Below are 16416 nucleotides of genomic sequence, written 5' to 3'. Positions count from 1 at the left end.
GGTTTTTCTTATGAAGATTAATGATTCTCTCTATTTTAGCCTCTTATTTTAATGAATCAAAAGTCGATAAGGCTTTTTATTGTTTGATTATTGAATTGATGCCCTATTTTGTTGCTTAATCAATGGCAACAGGACGCAGGAGTAAAAATAATGAAAACCGCATACATCGCAAAACAACGCCAGATCAGTTTCGTTAAATCCTATTTTTCCCGTCAGCTGGAAGAGAAGCTAGGGCTCGTAGAAGTTCAGGCGCCGATCTTAAGCCGCGTGGGGGATGGGACGCAGGACAACCTGTCTGGTTGCGAGAAGGCGGTTCAGGTGAAAGTGAAAACACTGCCAGATGCCCAGTTCGAAGTGGTTCATTCCCTTGCGAAGTGGAAACGTCAAACCCTGGGACAACACGACTTCAGCGCGGGCGAAGGGCTGTACACGCACATGAAGGCCCTTCGCCCCGATGAAGACCGACTCTCTCCGATTCATTCCGTTTACGTTGACCAGTGGGACTGGGAACGTGTGATGGGAGATGACGAACGCCACGCCGGCACGCTGGAAAGCACCGTAAAGGCGATTTGGGCGGGCATTAAAGAAACCGAAGCTGCCGTAAGCAAAGAGTTTGGGCTGACACCGTTCCTGCCAGAACAAATTCACTTTGTGCACAGCGAAACGCTGCTGAGCCGCTATCCTGGCCTTGATGCAAAAGGGCGCGAGCGCGCCATCGCCAAAGAGCTGGGCGCGGTATTCCTGATTGGTATCGGCGGTAAACTGTCCGATGGTCAGCGCCACGATGTACGTGCGCCGGACTATGACGACTGGAGCACCCAGACCGCCTCCGGCCTGACGGGTTTGAACGGCGATATTCTGGTGTGGAACCCGGTGCTGGAAGACGCGTTTGAGCTCTCTTCAATGGGGATCCGCGTGGATGCGAAAGCGCTGAAACATCAGCTGCAGATAACCGGCGACGAAGACCGTTTACAGCTGGAATGGCACCAGGCGCTGCTGCGTGGCGAAATGCCGCAGACTATCGGCGGCGGTATTGGCCAGTCTCGTCTGACGATGCTGCTGCTGCAACTGCCTCATATCGGCCAGGTGCAGTGCGGCGTATGGCCGGCTCAGGTACGTGAAAGCGTCTCCGCTCTGCTGTAACTAATCTATCGCCGCCAGCGTCTCAGCAGGCGGCTTCTTAACCCGGTATCAAAGCGCCAGATATGATCGAAAATGCGCATGATCCCGGGTTTGCCATGGGCGGACATCGCCACCGCGTGAAAACGATGCTGATGTTTATGCTGAAGATCCCCCACCTTTTTGACCACCTCATCCGGTAGCCGCTGGGCGATAAAATCTGAAATCACCACCGCGTCGGCATCCTGCCACTGCGGGTTTTGCAGATGCTCGATAATGGCGCGGAAACAGCTGGCCATATCGGTACCACCACGAAATCGCTGGCTTAAAAAGCGGATTGCCTGCTCCAGACCCTGACGACCGGTTAACTCGTAGCGCACCACTTCGCTGGAAAACAGCATAATGTAGCAGCGACGGTTGTCCGCCAGCGCCACGCGCATCAGCGCGAGGCAGAACGCTTTTGCGCACTGTTCGTTGAAGCCGCCCATCGAACCGGACGTATCCACGCAGACGATAAACGGCCCGCGCGGCTGTTCATCGACGTCCTGATGTACGACCGGACGCTCGGTCACCTTCTCGCGCCAGGCGTCGCCGTGCAGACGGTACGTTAGCAGCTGTTTCTCCACCAGCCGCCGGTAAAATTCATATTCCAGCTCGGTGATCCCAAGCGTTGCCAGCTCCGGCGGCAGTAAACGCAGAATATCGTCGCTTTGCTGGATGCCATCGACCTGTTCGGGCACGGTGGAGGGCTCGCGCACCAGCGAACGGAAAGTCTCCATCGGGGAATCTTTCTTCGGTACCGATTTGGCTTCGCGCGAACGGCCCAGCTGTTCAGCCAGGCGCAGCAGCTCAGGCTGCTGGCTGAGAAACTCACCGTATTTCACAATCAGCTGATAATCGCCGCGCTTAAGCTGTCCGGCGCTCATATCCCACAGCCGCCCACCGGCGCTGTCGTTTTCCACCAGCACCGGATCCAGCTGTCCGCTTAGCGTCATCCGCTCCTGCACTTCGCTCAGCAGCTGCTCGCGCTCTTCTTCCAGCAGTTGCTGGTTCAGGGAGGTGACCTGAACGACCAGACTTAAGCGCCAGCGTTGCAGGAAAAGGGTGTGTAGCGCAGGGGTAAAGGTGGCGTTATTTGCCGCCAGTTGCTGAGCCTGAGCCGCAAAAGGCGACTGTACGCGGGTGAGCAGCGCCACAATCTGCGGCAGCTGCACGATAAACTGGCTGGTGGAGAGAAGCTGACTCTGCTGATAGCAGATGACCTCCTCTTCCAGCTCGTGCGGCACCGGGGCATCTTTGAGTCGGTTTCTGAAAGTATCGCGCCAGCGGGGAAGATCGTCGGTAATGGCGCTTTTCAGGCGTGGAAATTTTTCAAAGAACACGGCCAACTGCGGGGAAGCCAGCAGGGCGATGATCATCTCTTCAATCATCCCCTCTTCGCTGACCGCCAGCATGACGTTGAGCGTGTCGATAGTCAGCATTAACTCTGCGCCTGCTTAATTTGCGCGGCCACGTCCTGAAGGCTGGCTTCGATGCGTCCCAGCCACTCGTCATGAATGAACAGACATTTTTGCTGTTCGCTAAAGCGGTTGTGCTGCTGGTGCCACTCTTCATCTAAGGCGAGCAGCTGCTGGCGGATCTCGGTCGGCATACTTTCTGCTGAACCCGAACCCGGCAGCGACAGACGTGTACCCTGAAGGCTGATATCGCGCACGACCAGATGCTGTGCGGCATCCACTTCCATATTTAACGTCAGCGCAAAACCGATACCGTTGAGCTTACCGCGAATTTCACCGCCCTTTTCCAGCCAGTTCTCCAGCGCCTGGCGCTCGAAGGTAATGTGAATGACCTCAATATCGTGCAGCTTTAGCGGCTGCTGGAGCAGCAGGGTCACCGTTGGCGTTTGAATCTCCGGCGGCAGCTCATAATGCGGTTTGCGGCTAAACATGCCGCCCAGACGGGTGACTTTCAGCGCGGTTTTATCGCTTTGCTGCTGCTGAATTTGCAGGCGCTGCTGGGTGATGGCACCCAGCTTGTTGAGCATGGCCTGCTGCTGCCATGCATGCCCTGTCATCAAAATATCTATTTGTTGTTGCAGCAGATTTCTGCTTTCCGCATCGTGCCACAGGCACTCTTTTAACAGGATCAGATCGATAGGCGCGATCGTGTCGCGGCCGCTGAAGAAAGCGCAGGCCTGCAGCAGACGGATCGCTTTTTTCCAGCGACGATCGGAAACGTAAGGCGCATTTGGCAGGTTATCCAGCTGCTGGCGAAGGGTAAAAATCAGCTCGAACACCGCATCCGGCAGCTTCACGTTGCCAATATCTTTCTGCCACTGGAAGTACTCTTCGTCGGTAACCTGAAGATTCGCCGGAATCGGGTTGTCGTTTTCGTCCTGCTGGCTAATCAGCATCGAGCGGAAATTGCCCTTATCCTGCACTTTATCGAGCCACAGGCGAATCAGCATACGGTCATACAATGCTTCGAGGCTGCTTTCGGCTTCCGGCAATTCATTCGAAGCGGTGACCAGCAGGCGCATGGGAATCTTTTCAACGCTGGCGCCGTTGCGGAAGTGACGTTCGTTGATGGCGGTCAGCAAGGTGTTCAGGATGGCCGGGCCCGCTTTCCAGATTTCATCAAGGAAGACGATCTCAGCCTCTGGCAGATAGCCAGCAGTCAGGCGCTCATAGCGGCCTTCATCTTTTAACGCCTGGATAGAGAGCGGCCCAAAGACCTCTTCCGGCGTGGAGAAGCGGGTCATCAGATATTCGAACGCGCGGGCGTGCTGGAAGGCGAACTTGAGACGGCGAGCAATTAGACTTTTCGCGATCCCCGGTGGGCCAAGTAAAAAGACGCTTTCGCCGCTCAGGGCTGCCAGTAGGCAGAGGCGAATGGCGTGACTACGTTCAAATAGCCCTTTCTCCAGCGCGCTACTCAGCCGCGAAATTCTTTCTGCTAATAAATGTGGTTGGGCCATAATTAACTTGCGTCCTTTCGCCGTTTAATCAGCTAACTGGCTGAGTATAGACGTTTAAGTCTTTAGGTGAATAGCCTGAATAGTACCTCACAGTTTCTTGAGGCAGGTTAATATGACGTGATTAAGGGGTACGATTTTGACGCTAATCGTGCATACTGTGCGCTTTTCGTGGGCCAAGGGACTAGGCACACATTTGTTTCGTAAACGAAAGACTAGTCTATGAGCACTGATAAGAAACAATCTTTATCAGCGATTACACTCGCTGCAATTGGCGTGGTATACGGCGATATTGGTACCAGCCCTCTTTATACGCTTCGTGAATGTTTATCTGGCCAGTTTGGTTTTGGCGTCGAACGTGACGCGGTTTTTGGCTTTCTGTCATTAATCTTCTGGCTATTGCTGTTAACGGTATCTCTCAAATACATCACCTTCGTGATGCGGGCAGATAACGCCGGCGAAGGGGGGATCCTGACGCTGATGTCTCTGGCGGGGCGTAATACGTCTGCGCGCACGACTTCTGTCCTGGTCATTCTTGGGCTGATTGGCGGTAGCTTCTTCTATGGCGAAGTGGTTATCACCCCGGCGATTTCGGTGATGTCGGCGATAGAAGGTCTGGAAATTATCGCCCCGCAGCTCGATACCTGGGTCGTTCCCATCTCGATTATTGTCCTGACGTTGCTGTTTGCGATTCAGAAGCACGGTACCAGCATGGTCGGTAAACTGTTTGCGCCGATTATGCTCATCTGGTTCCTGCTGCTGGCAGGCCTCGGCGCGCGCAGTATTATCGCCAACCCGGAAGTGTTGCAGGCATTGAATCCATACTGGGCGGTCAATTTCTTCCTGCAATACAAAACCGTCTCCTTTATTGCATTGGGGGCGGTGGTGCTGTCGATTACCGGTGTGGAAGCGCTGTATGCCGACATGGGGCACTTCGGGAAGCTGCCGATTCGTTTGGCCTGGTTCTCGGTGGTACTGCCGTCGCTGGTGCTGAACTACTTTGGGCAGGGCGCACTACTGCTCAAGCATCCGGAAGCGATTAAGAACCCCTTCTTCTTGTTGGCGCCCGAGTGGGCGTTGATTCCAATGCTGATTATCGCCGCCCTGGCGACGGTTATCGCCTCTCAGGCGGTGATCTCCGGCGTCTTCTCGCTGACGCGCCAGGCCGTACGTCTGGGCTATCTGTCGCCGATGCGCATTATCCATACTTCAGAGATGGAATCGGGGCAGATTTATATTCCGTTCATCAACTGGCTGCTCTATATCTCCGTGGTTATCGTGATTGTTAGCTTTGAGCACTCCTCAAACCTGGCAGCGGCGTATGGGATTGCGGTTACCGGGACGATGGTCCTGACGACCATTCTGTTTACCACGGTGGCGCGTAAAAACTGGCACTGGAATAAGTTCTTTGTCGCGCTGCTGTTTGTGGCGTTTATGTGCATCGACATTCCGCTGTTCTCGGCGAACCTGGATAAGATCGTCTCCGGCGGTTGGCTGCCGCTGACGTTAGCGCTGATCATGCTCACCATCATGACCACCTGGAAAAGCGAGCGTTTCCGCCTGCTGCGCCGGATGCACGAACACGGCAACTCTCTGGAAGCGATGATCGCCTCGCTGGAGAAATCGCCGCCGGTCCGCGTGCCGGGCACCGCGGTATATATGTCGCGCGCGCTGAACGTCATTCCGTTTGCCATGCTGCATAACCTCAAGCACAACAAGGTGCTTCATGAGCGCGTTATTCTGCTGACACTGCGTACTGAAGATGCGCCGTACGTGCACAACGTGAGACGCGTGCAGATTGAGCAGCTCTCGCCAACTTTCTGGCGCGTGGTGGCCAGCTACGGTTGGCGTGAAACGCCAAATGTGGAAGAGGTGTTCCACCGCTGTGGTCTGGAAGGTTTAAGCTGCCGGATGATGGAGACGTCGTTCTTTATGTCGCATGAGTCGCTGATTGTCGGCAAGCGTCCGTGGTACCTGCGCCTGCGCGGTAAGCTGTATCTGCTGCTCCAGCGCAACGCGCTGCGCGCGCCCGATCAGTTCGAGATCCCGCCAAACCGCGTTATTGAGCTGGGCACCCAGGTCGAAATTTAACGCTATCAACACCCTCCCTCATTTTGACGGAGGGTGTTTTTTTATCCCCTCTTCTTTGTTCGCGAAACGTTTCGATATCGATCACATTTCTATAACCTGATGATGGTTTTCTGCGCGTTCTTCAGACTACACTTATGACAGCGAAACGTTTCGCTAGTGGAGCAAGAAAACAATATGAAGAAAGGTACGGTACTCAACTCTGAAATCTCGTCGGTTATTTCCCGTTTGGGTCATACCGATACGCTGGTGGTGTGCGATGCGGGTTTACCTATCCCTCGTAGCACGGCGCGCATTGATATGGCGCTAACCCAGGGCGTTCCCACCTTCATGCAGGTGTTGGGCGTGGTGACGCAAGAGATGCAGGTCGAGGCCGCCATTCTCGCCGCGGAAATTCAACAACATAATCCGCAGCTTCACGAAACGTTGCTCAAGCACATCGAGCAACTGCAGCAACACCAGGGAAATTGCATTGACGTTCGTTACGTCTCGCACGAGCAGTTCAAACAACAAACCGCAGACAGTCAGGCGGTGATTCGCAGCGGGGAATGTTCCCCGTATGCGAATATCATTCTCTGTGCTGGCGTCACCTTCTGAGGCCATCATGGACGCACTCTTACAACTGAAAGGGATCGATAAATCGTTCCCGGGCGTCAAAGCGCTCTCCGGCGCCGCGCTGAACGTCTACGCTGGCCGCGTGATGGCGCTGGTGGGCGAAAATGGCGCAGGTAAATCCACCATGATGAAGGTGCTGACCGGGATCTACACCCGCGACGCCGGTTCTTTATTATGGCTGGGTCAAGAGACCACCTTTAACGGCCCAAAATCCTCACAGGAAGCCGGTATTGGCATCATCCACCAGGAGCTGAACCTGATCCCGCAGCTGACGATTGCCGAGAACATTTTCCTCGGCCGTGAGTTTGTGAATCGCTTTGGCAAAATAGACTGGAAGAAGATGTATGCCGAGGCCGATATTCTGCTGGCCAAACTCAATCTGCGCTTTAAGAGCGACCGTCTGGTGGGTGACCTCTCGATCGGCGATCAGCAGATGGTCGAAATTGCCAAGGTGCTGAGCTTTGAATCAAAGGTCATCATCATGGATGAACCGACCGATGCGCTGACCGACACCGAAACCGAATCCCTGTTCCGCGTCATCCGCGAGCTGAAATCGCAGGGGCGCGGGATTGTCTATATCTCCCACCGCATGAAAGAGATTTTCGAGATCTGCGACGACGTGACGGTCTTCCGCGACGGGCAGTTTATTGCCGAACGCGAAGTCGCCAGCCTGAATGAAGATCTGCTGATTGAGATGATGGTGGGCCGCAAACTCGAAGATCAATATCCGCATCTGGACAAAGAGCCGGGTGAGATCCGCCTGAAGGTGGACGCACTGTGCGGGCCGGGCGTGAACAGCGTCTCCTTTACCTTGCGCAAAGGGGAGATTCTCGGCGTGGCCGGGCTGATGGGCGCCGGGCGCACCGAGTTAATGAAAGTGTTGTACGGTGCGCTGCCGCGAACCAGCGGCTACGTGACGCTCGACGGCCATGAAGTGGTGACGCGTTCACCGCAGGATGGTCTGGCAAACGGCATTGTCTATATTTCCGAAGACCGTAAGCGTGATGGCCTGGTGCTGGGCATGTCGGTGAAAGAGAACATGTCGCTGACGGCATTGCGCTATTTCAGCCGCGCCGGTGGTGGCCTGAAGCATAAAGACGAACAGCAGGCGGTGAGTGATTTTATCCGTCTGTTTAACGTCAAAACGCCTTCCATGGAGCAAGCGATCGGTCTGCTCTCCGGCGGTAATCAGCAAAAGGTCGCCATCGCGCGCGGACTGATGACGCGTCCGAAGGTACTGATCCTCGATGAGCCGACGCGCGGCGTTGACGTGGGCGCGAAGAAAGAAATTTATCAGCTTATCAACCAGTTCAAGGCCGACGGCCTGAGCATTATTCTGGTCTCCTCGGAGATGCCGGAAGTATTGGGGATGAGCGATCGCATTATTGTGATGCATGAAGGGCATCTCGGCGGTGAGTTTTCACGCGAGCAGGCCACCCAGGAAGTATTAATGGCTGCCGCAGTGGGCAAGCTTAACCGCGTGAATCAGGAGTAAAAAAGATGACAACCCAGTCTGTGGCGGGTCGCCGCTATTTCACTAAGGCATGGCTGCTGGAGCAAAAATCGCTGATAGCTCTGCTGGTGCTGATAGCGATTGTCTCGACCATGAGCCCCAACTTTTTTACCGTCAATAACCTGTTCAACATCCTGCAGCAAACCTCCGTGAATGCGATCATGGCGGTTGGGATGACGCTGGTCATTTTAACGTCGGGGATCGACCTGTCCGTCGGTTCTCTGCTGGCGTTGACCGGCGCGGTCGCCGCCTCGATTGTGGGTATCGAAGTTAATGCGCTGGTGGCGGTTGCTGCCGCACTCGCATTAGGTGCCGCAATTGGGGCCGTTACCGGCGTGATCGTAGCGAAAGGCCGGGTGCAGGCGTTTATCGCTACGCTGGTGATGATGCTGCTGCTGCGCGGTGTGACCATGGTGTACACCAACGGTAGCCCGATCAATACCGGCTTTACCGACAACGCCGATGTGTTTGGCTGGTTCGGTATTGGTCGCCCGCTGGGGATCCCTACGCCGGTGTGGATCATGGCGATTGTCTTCCTCGCGGCGTGGTACATGCTGCACCACACCCGCTTAGGTCGTTATATCTATGCGCTGGGCGGTAACGAGGCGGCAACGCGTCTTTCCGGTATCAGCGTCAATAAAGTCAAAATTATCGTCTACTCTTTGTGCGGGTTACTGTCGGCATTGGCGGGGATTATTGAAGTAGCGCGCCTCTCCTCGGCACAACCGACTGCGGGTACCGGCTATGAGCTGGATGCCATCGCGGCGGTAGTGTTGGGCGGTACCAGCCTGGCGGGCGGTAAAGGTCGTATTGTCGGCACGCTTATCGGTGCGCTGATTCTTGGGTTCTTGAACAACGGTTTGAACTTGTTAGGCGTTTCTTCTTATTACCAGATGATCGTTAAAGCAGTCGTCATTTTGCTGGCGGTGCTGGTGGACAACAAAAAGCAGTAACAAACGACACTACAGGACATCTTAGATATGAATATGAAAAAACTGGCTACCCTGGTTTCCGCGGTTGCGCTGAGCGCCACCGTCAGTGCGAACGCGATGGCGAAAGATACCATTGCACTGGTTATCTCTACCCTGAATAACCCGTTCTTTGTCTCTCTGAAGGACGGCGCGCAGAAAGAAGCGGACAAACTGGGCTATAACCTGGTGGTTCTGGACTCACAGAACAACCCGGCGAAAGAGCTGGCTAACGTTCAGGATTTAACGGTTCGTGGCACCAAGATTCTGCTGATCAACCCGACGGACTCCGACGCGGTGGGTAACGCCATCAAGATGGCAAACCAGGCGAAAATCCCGGTGATTACCCTCGACCGCGTGGCCTCTAAAGGTGACGTTGTGAGCCACATTGCTTCCGATAACGTACTGGGCGGTAAAATCGCCGGTGACTACATCGCGAAAAAAGCCGGTGAAGGCGCTAAAGTCATCGAACTGCAAGGCATTGCCGGGACTTCCGCCGCGCGCGAGCGTGGTGAAGGCTTCCAGCAGGCCGTGGCGGCTCATAAATTTAACGTGCTGGCCAGCCAGCCGGCAGACTTCGACCGTACTAAAGGTCTGAACGTCATGCAGAACCTGCTCACGGCACATCCGGATGTGAAGGCCGTATTCGCACAGAACGACGAAATGGCGCTGGGCGCGCTGCGTGCGCTGCAAACTGCCGGTAAATCCGATGTGATGGTAGTCGGGTTTGACGGTACGCCGGATGGCGAAAAAGCGGTAAACGACGGTAAACTGGCAGCGACTATCGCGCAGTTGCCTGATCAGATTGGTGCTAAAGGCGTGGAAACCGCCGACAAAGTGCTGAAAGGCGAAAAGGTACAGGCAAAATATCCTGTTGACCTGAAGCTGGTAATTAAGCAGTAATAACGTGAATGCGATTCAGGCTCTCACAGCCTGAGGGACTACATCTATAAAAGAAAAGCAGGGCACGCGCCACCGGGATGCCGGTGGCGCATCTTACCGGACACTCTGAAAATGAAAACCGCAGGCAAACTCGTCGTCCTTGGCAGCATCAATGCCGATCACATTCTCAATCTTGAATCTTTCCCGACGCCTGGCGAAACCGTCACCGGTAGCCATTATCAGGTCGCGTTTGGCGGTAAAGGCGCGAACCAGGCGGTTGCAGCCGGGCGCAGCGGCGCGGATATCGCGTTTATTGCCTGCACTGGCGATGACGATATCGGTGAGCGTATCCGTAAACAGTTGCAGGTTGACCGCATCGACATTGCGCCCGTGAGCGCGGTAGCCGGTGAGTCGACCGGCGTGGCGCTGATCTTCGTGAACGGCGAAGGCGAGAACGTGATTGGTATTCACGCGGGGGCTAACGCCGCACTGTCCACTGCGCTGGTCGAAGCGCAGCGTGAGCGTATTGCCGAGGCAGATGCGTTGCTGATGCAGCTTGAATCACCGCTGGATAGCGTACTGCTGGCGGCACAGATTGCCCACCAGAATAATACCACCGTGGTATTGAACCCGGCCCCCGCTCGCGCGCTGCCGGATACACTGCTGTCGCTGGTGGATATCATTACCCCCAATGAGACCGAAGCTGAGAAGTTAACCGGTGTTCGGGTGGAAAACGATGACGATGCCGCGAAGGCCGCACAGGTACTGCACGCGAAAGGTATCGACACGGTGATTATTACCCTTGGCAGCCGCGGCGTATGGGCCAGCGTTAAGGGAGAAGGGCGTCGCGTACCCGGCTTTAAAGTGCAGGCTATCGACACCATTGCCGCGGGCGATACTTTTAACGGCGCGCTGATGACTGCGTTGCTGGAGAATACGCCCTTGGCCGACGCGCTGCGCTTTGCACACGCTGCTGCGGCTATTGCTGTTACACGCAAAGGCGCACAGCCCTCTGTGCCCTGGCGTAAAGAGATCGACGAATTTTTACGTCAGCAGGGGTAATGCTTGGCCACGATGAAGGATGTTGCTCGCCTGGCGGGCGTTTCCACCTCCACGGTATCTCATGTCATCAACAAAGACCGGTTTGTCAGCGATGCGATAACCGAGAAGGTTGATGCGGCCATCAAAGAGCTGAACTACGCGCCGTCGGCGCTGGCGCGTAGCCTCAAGCTGAATCAGACCCACACCATCGGTATGTTGATTACCGCCAGTACCAATCCCTTTTATTCAGAGCTGGTGCGCGGCGTGGAGCGCAGCTGTTTCGAGCGCGGCTACAGTCTGGTGCTATGCAATACCGAAGGCGACGAACAGCGGATGAACCGCAACCTGGAAACGCTGATGCAAAAGCGTGTCGACGGGTTGCTGCTGCTGTGCACCGAAACGCATCAGCCATCGCTGGAAATTATGCAGCGCTATCCGTCTATTCCTTCCGTGATGATGGACTGGGCACCGTTCGACGGCGATAGCGACTTGATTCAGGATAACTCGCTGCTGGGCGGCGATATGGCGACTCGCTATCTGATCGAGCGTGGCCATACGCGCATTGCCTGTATTGCCGGTCCTCTGGATAAAACCCCGGCGCGACTGCGTCTGGAAGGGTATCGGGAAGCCATGCATAACGCGCAACTGCCAATTCTGCCTGGCTATGAAATTACCAGCAATTTTGAGTTTGGCGGCGGGTTCGACGCGATGCAGAAACTGCTGGCACATCCTGAACGTCCGGATGCGGTTTTCGTTGGAAATGATGCTATGGCGGTGGGCGTTTATCAGGCGTTGTATCAGGCTGGTCTACGTATTCCGCAGGATATGGCGGTGATTGGCTACGATGATATCGAACTGGCGCGCTATATGACGCCACCGCTCACCACCATTCACCAACCCAAAGACGAACTGGGCGAACTGGCGATCGATGTCCTGATTCATCGTATCGCGCAGCCCGGGCAAAAACAGCAGCGTATGCAGTTGACGCCCGAGCTGGTGGTGCGCGGGTCCGTGTGAGGCTAGTGTTTTTCTTTTATCAGGTTACGTCCATCTTTCGGGCGCAGCAGCATGAACATCAGCGCTGACACCGCCGTTATCACACCCATGGTGATAAAGGTGTAGTGGAACTGCTCAATCGTCGAGCCCACAATGCTTTGATACGAGCGCAGCACCGCGGCGCTGATCGCCACCCCAAGGCTAATCGACAATTGCTGTGTGACGGCTAGCAGGCTGTTACCACCGCTGGCGTTGTCGTCGGAAAGGTCGGCAAGCGTAATGGTGTTCATCGAAGTGAACTGCGTCGACATGGCCATCCCCAACACGAACAGCGGCAGAATCAGCATCCACACCGGCATTGACGGCGATTGTAGTGAAAACTGTGCGATCATCAGGCCGATAAACAGCGTGACGCCGACCAGCGTTTTCCGATAGCCCAACCGGCGTAGCACCTGGGTGACGGTTGATTTTGCCACGATAGAGCCGATTGCCGTGGGTGCCATCATGATGCCCGCAATCAGTGCCGGATAGCCAAAGCCGACCTGCAGCATCAGCGGCATCAGGAACGGCACGCAGCCGGTGCCCAGGCGTGTCGCCAGGTTGCCTGCAATACCGACCGAGAACGTCCGCGTTCTAAATAAGCCCAGAGAGATAAGCGGCGTAGGATGCTTACGCGCGTGGCGAATATAGGCCAGCAGCAAAATAATACTGAACAGTACCACCATCAGAGCGACCCAACCCGACACAATCTGCTCGCCGAGCAGCTCCATCCCGATGGAGAACAGCACCAGGCTTAAACCAAACAGCAGGAATCCTGAGAGATCGAAGCGTCGCCGCGGCGTTGTGAAGTTCGGCATGTATTTTCGTGCGTACAGCATGCCAATAACGCCGATCGGTATGTTGATGAGGAAAATCCAGTGCCAGGTCGCCCAGGTGACAAAAACGCCACCCAGTACCGGGCCCAGAATAGGCCCTATCAGCCCCGGCATGGTGACGAAGTTAAGCACCGGTAGTAGTTCGCTACGCGGGTAGGCGCGCAGCAACGCCAGACGGGCGACGGGCATCATCATGGCGCCGCCAATCCCTTGAACAATACGGAAGATCACCAGTTCGCCGAGCGAAGTTGAAAGCGCACACGCCAGTGACCCAAGAGTAAACAGGCTGACCGCCAGCATAAAGATGCGTCGGGTACCGAAGCGGTCAGCAAGCCAGCCGCTTACCGGGATCAGCATGGCTACGGTAAGGGTGTAGCTGATAATCGCTGATTGCATCGCCAGTGGCGATCGGTTGAGGCTGTGCGCGATAGCGGGCAGCGCTGTATTCAGAATGGTGGCGTCTAACGCCTGCATAAAGAAGGCCATCGCGGCTATCCACGGTAGCCCGGCCATACTCCGCGCTTTCTTCTCAGTCATTCGCTGTCCTTTATTCTGCGGCCAGAATATGTGGCGCGTTTAATAGGGCCTGGCAGGCCTGGTATGCCCGTGGGCCGTCGCCTTCCTGTATCGCATCAACAATGGCCTGGTGGCTCGCCAGTTCAATCACCTCATCTTCGGTAATAGAGGTAAAATAGATGTGGTACACCGAGTGGAACAGTTTGGCGAATGATGTCAGAAACGGGTTAGCGCTCATTTCATAGATGTGTTCATGCCAGGAGGTGTCGATATCGATCCAGCGCTCGCGGTCGAATGTTTTCTCCAACGTCGCCATCTCTTCCATTAAGGTATTGAGCTGGGCTTTCTGCTCGGCGGTGCCGAGCGTGGCGGCCAGCATGCATGCCTGCGGCTCCAGGCTGCGTCGCAGCACCAGGAAGTGTTTCATGACGTCCTGGAAGTTATCCGTCGTCAGCCACCAGGAGATCAGTTCAGTATCCAGAAAATTCCAGTGAGCTTGCGGCATCACGCGGGTACCAATGCGCGGACGAGGAAGCAGCATACCTTTTGCTGACAGCGTTTTTACCGCCTCACGAACGGCGGTTCGGCTGACGCCGAAAATTTCACCTAGCTCCATCTCGCCGGGGAGGATGCTTTCCGGGGGATACTCACCGGTTAATATCTTCTGGGCTATTTTCTCAGCCAGGACCCAGGAGATGTTCTTTTGAGCGGCCAGTTGCTGTGCGCTTAGAGACATAAATGCCATTCCTATTATTTATCTTTCTTTAGTATGCCATTTGACGTGCTGAATCGGTGTTAAAAACAGCAATCCGGGCATTTTACGGCGTATTCATAAGCAATTTGATGAAAAAAATAGCGAGCGATAAAATAATTCAAATTTCCCCTTGTCAGGCAGAATAAACTCCCTATAATGCGCTCCCACTGACACGGAACAACGGCAAACAAGCCGCCGGGTCAGCGAGGTTCTCCTGAGGATCTCGACGGAGAAAAGCAAAATTAAATGCTTGACTCTGAAAGAGGAAAGCGTAATATACGCCACCTCGCGACGGTGAGCTGTAAGCCGCGTCGCAACTGCTCTTTAACAATTTATCAGACAATCTGTGTGGGCACTCGAAGATACGGATTCTTAACGTCGCAAGACGAAAAATGAATACCAAGTCTCTGAGTGAACACGTAATTCATTACGAAGTTTAATTCACGAGCATCAAACTTAAATTGAAGAGTTTGATCATGGCTCAGATTGAACGCTGGCGGCAGGCCTAACACATGCAAGTCGAACGGTAGCACAGAGAGCTTGCTCTCGGGTGACGAGTGGCGGACGGGTGAGTAATGTCTGGGAAACTGCCCGATGGAGGGGGATAACTACTGGAAACGGTAGCTAATACCGCATAACGTCGCAAGACCAAAGTGGGGGACCTTCGGGCCTCACACCATCGGATGTGCCCAGATGGGATTAGCTAGTAGGTGGGGTAACGGCTCACCTAGGCGACGATCCCTAGCTGGTCTGAGAGGATGACCAGCCACACTGGAACTGAGACACGGTCCAGACTCCTACGGGAGGCAGCAGTGGGGAATATTGCACAATGGGCGCAAGCCTGATGCAGCCATGCCGCGTGTATGAAGAAGGCCTTCGGGTTGTAAAGTACTTTCAGCGAGGAGGAAGGCGTTGTGGTTAATAACCACAGCGATTGACGTTACTCGCAGAAGAAGCACCGGCTAACTCCGTGCCAGCAGCCGCGGTAATACGGAGGGTGCAAGCGTTAATCGGAATTACTGGGCGTAAAGCGCACGCAGGCGGTTTGTTAAGTCAGATGTGAAATCCCCGGGCTCAACCTGGGAACTGCATTTGAAACTGGCAAGCTTGAGTCTCGTAGAGGGGGGTAGAATTCCAGGTGTAGCGGTGAAATGCGTAGAGATCTGGAGGAATACCGGTGGCGAAGGCGGCCCCCTGGACGAAGACTGACGCTCAGGTGCGAAAGCGTGGGGAGCAAACAGGATTAGATACCCTGGTAGTCCACGCCGTAAACGATGTCTATTTGGAGGTTGTTCCCTTGAGGAGTGGCTTCCGGAGCTAACGCGTTAAATAGACCGCCTGGGGAGTACGGCCGCAAGGTTAAAACTCAAATGAATTGACGGGGGCCCGCACAAGCGGTGGAGCATGTGGTTTAATTCGATGCAACGCGAAGAACCTTACCTACTCTTGACATCCAGAGAACTTAGCAGAGATGCTTTGGTGCCTTCGGGAACTCTGAGACAGGTGCTGCATGGCTGTCGTCAGCTCGTGTTGTGAAATGTTGGGTTAAGTCCCGCAACGAGCGCAACCCTTATCCTTTGTTGCCAGCGGTTCGGCCGGGAACTCAAAGGAGACTGCCAGTGATAAACTGGAGGAAGGTGGGGATGACGTCAAGTCATCATGGCCCTTACGAGTAGGGCTACACACGTGCTACAATGGCATATACAAAGAGAAGCGACCTCGCGAGAGCAAGCGGACCTCATAAAGTATGTCGTAGTCCGGATTGGAGTCTGCAACTCGACTCCATGAAGTCGGAATCGCTAGTAATCGTAGATCAGAATGCTACGGTGAATACGTTCCCGGGCCTTGTACACACCGCCCGTCACACCATGGGAGTGGGTTGCAAAAGAAGTAGGTAGCTTAACCTTCGGGAGGGCGCTTACCACTTTGTGATTCATGACTGGGGTGAAGTCGTAACAAGGTAACCGTAGGGGAACCTGCGGTTGGATCACCTCCTTACCTTAAAGAAACGTTCTTTGAAGTGCTCACACAAATTGTCTGGTAAATGATGAACTTCTGAATGTACTTTCGAGTGC

General features: G+C 54.8%; 12 protein-coding genes and 1 rRNA gene. 9 read left to right on the top strand and 4 right to left on the bottom strand.

Annotation, left to right across the window (positions count from 1 at the left end; genetic code table 11):
* The first annotated feature begins 150 nt into the window (after positions 1 to 150).
* The gene (asnA, locus tag ABTW00_RS23305; protein ID WP_065357333.1) at positions 151 to 1143 is read left to right on the top strand and encodes an aspartate--ammonia ligase; all 993 of its coding nucleotides are present in this window, start codon (positions 151 to 153) and stop codon (positions 1141 to 1143) included.
* Positions 1144 to 1148: 5 nt separating this feature from the next.
* Here the strand turns inward: asnA and viaA are convergent, their stop codons facing one another.
* Both viaA and ravA read right to left on the bottom strand, forming a co-directional pair.
* The gene (gene viaA / locus ABTW00_RS23300; RefSeq protein WP_433637923.1) at positions 1149 to 2600 is read right to left on the bottom strand and encodes an ATPase RavA stimulator ViaA; all 1452 of its coding nucleotides are present in this window, start codon (positions 2598 to 2600) and stop codon (positions 1149 to 1151) included.
* A complete protein-coding gene (gene ravA / locus ABTW00_RS23295) occupies positions 2600 to 4096 on the bottom strand; it encodes an ATPase RavA (protein WP_064540571.1) in 1497 nt (498 codons plus the stop codon). Before ravA ends, viaA begins: the two co-directional genes overlap by 1 nt.
* Positions 4097 to 4315: 219 nt before the next feature.
* Here ravA and kup point away from each other — a divergent pair, with 219 nt between their 5' ends.
* The 7 genes from kup (at position 4316) to rbsR (ending at position 12217) form a co-directional block, all read left to right on the top strand.
* Positions 4316 to 6184 (top strand): low affinity potassium transporter Kup, encoded by a 1869-nt coding sequence (kup, locus tag ABTW00_RS23290; RefSeq protein WP_064540568.1) that lies wholly within the window; start codon positions 4316 to 4318, stop codon positions 6182 to 6184.
* Positions 6185 to 6358: 174 nt separating this feature from the next.
* Positions 6359 to 6778, top strand: a complete 420-nt coding sequence (gene rbsD, locus ABTW00_RS23285) for a D-ribose pyranase (RefSeq protein ID WP_064540564.1) — start codon at positions 6359 to 6361, stop codon at positions 6776 to 6778.
* Between the two features lie 7 nt (positions 6779 to 6785).
* The gene (rbsA, locus tag ABTW00_RS23280) at positions 6786 to 8291 is read left to right on the top strand and encodes a ribose ABC transporter ATP-binding protein RbsA (RefSeq protein ID WP_433637919.1); all 1506 of its coding nucleotides are present in this window, start codon (positions 6786 to 6788) and stop codon (positions 8289 to 8291) included.
* A 5-nt stretch (positions 8292 to 8296) separates the two neighbouring features.
* Positions 8297 to 9262 carry a ribose ABC transporter permease gene (gene rbsC / locus ABTW00_RS23275; RefSeq protein ID WP_433637917.1) on the top strand — a complete coding sequence of 322 codons (966 nt, stop codon included), beginning with the start codon at positions 8297 to 8299 and terminating at the stop codon, positions 9260 to 9262.
* Between the two features lie 27 nt (positions 9263 to 9289).
* Positions 9290 to 10180: a ribose ABC transporter substrate-binding protein RbsB gene (gene rbsB, locus ABTW00_RS23270; RefSeq protein WP_064540553.1), complete on the top strand. Its 891-nt coding sequence runs from the start codon at positions 9290 to 9292 to the stop codon at positions 10178 to 10180.
* Positions 10181 to 10291: 111 nt separating this feature from the next.
* On the top strand, positions 10292 to 11221 hold the full coding sequence (rbsK, locus tag ABTW00_RS23265; protein WP_065357328.1) for a ribokinase: 930 nt from the start codon (positions 10292 to 10294) through the stop codon (positions 11219 to 11221).
* A gap of 3 nt (positions 11222 to 11224) precedes the next feature.
* Positions 11225 to 12217 (top strand): ribose operon transcriptional repressor RbsR, encoded by a 993-nt coding sequence (gene rbsR, locus ABTW00_RS23260; RefSeq protein WP_271447327.1) that lies wholly within the window; start codon positions 11225 to 11227, stop codon positions 12215 to 12217.
* A gap of 2 nt (positions 12218 to 12219) precedes the next feature.
* Here rbsR and mdtD read toward each other — a convergent pair whose 3' ends face one another.
* Positions 12220 to 13608, bottom strand: a complete 1389-nt coding sequence (gene mdtD / locus ABTW00_RS23255; RefSeq protein ID WP_433637914.1) for a multidrug transporter subunit MdtD — start codon at positions 13606 to 13608, stop codon at positions 12220 to 12222.
* Positions 13609 to 13618: 10 nt separating this feature from the next.
* Positions 13619 to 14323, bottom strand: a complete 705-nt coding sequence (locus tag ABTW00_RS23250) for a FadR/GntR family transcriptional regulator (protein ID WP_433637912.1) — start codon at positions 14321 to 14323, stop codon at positions 13619 to 13621.
* A gap of 476 nt (positions 14324 to 14799) precedes the next feature.
* Between ABTW00_RS23250 and ABTW00_RS23245 the strand changes: the two genes are divergently transcribed.
* A 16S ribosomal RNA gene (locus ABTW00_RS23245) occupies positions 14800 to 16339 on the top strand.
* Positions 16340 to 16416: the final 77 nt, after the last annotated feature.

Origin of the sequence: Kluyvera georgiana (genome assembly GCF_050990895.1) — a bacterium.
Classification (GTDB): domain Bacteria; phylum Pseudomonadota; class Gammaproteobacteria; order Enterobacterales; family Enterobacteriaceae; genus Kluyvera; species Kluyvera georgiana.
The sequence above is the reverse complement of the archived record's forward strand: the minus strand, read 5'-3'. Positions and strand labels throughout refer to the sequence as shown.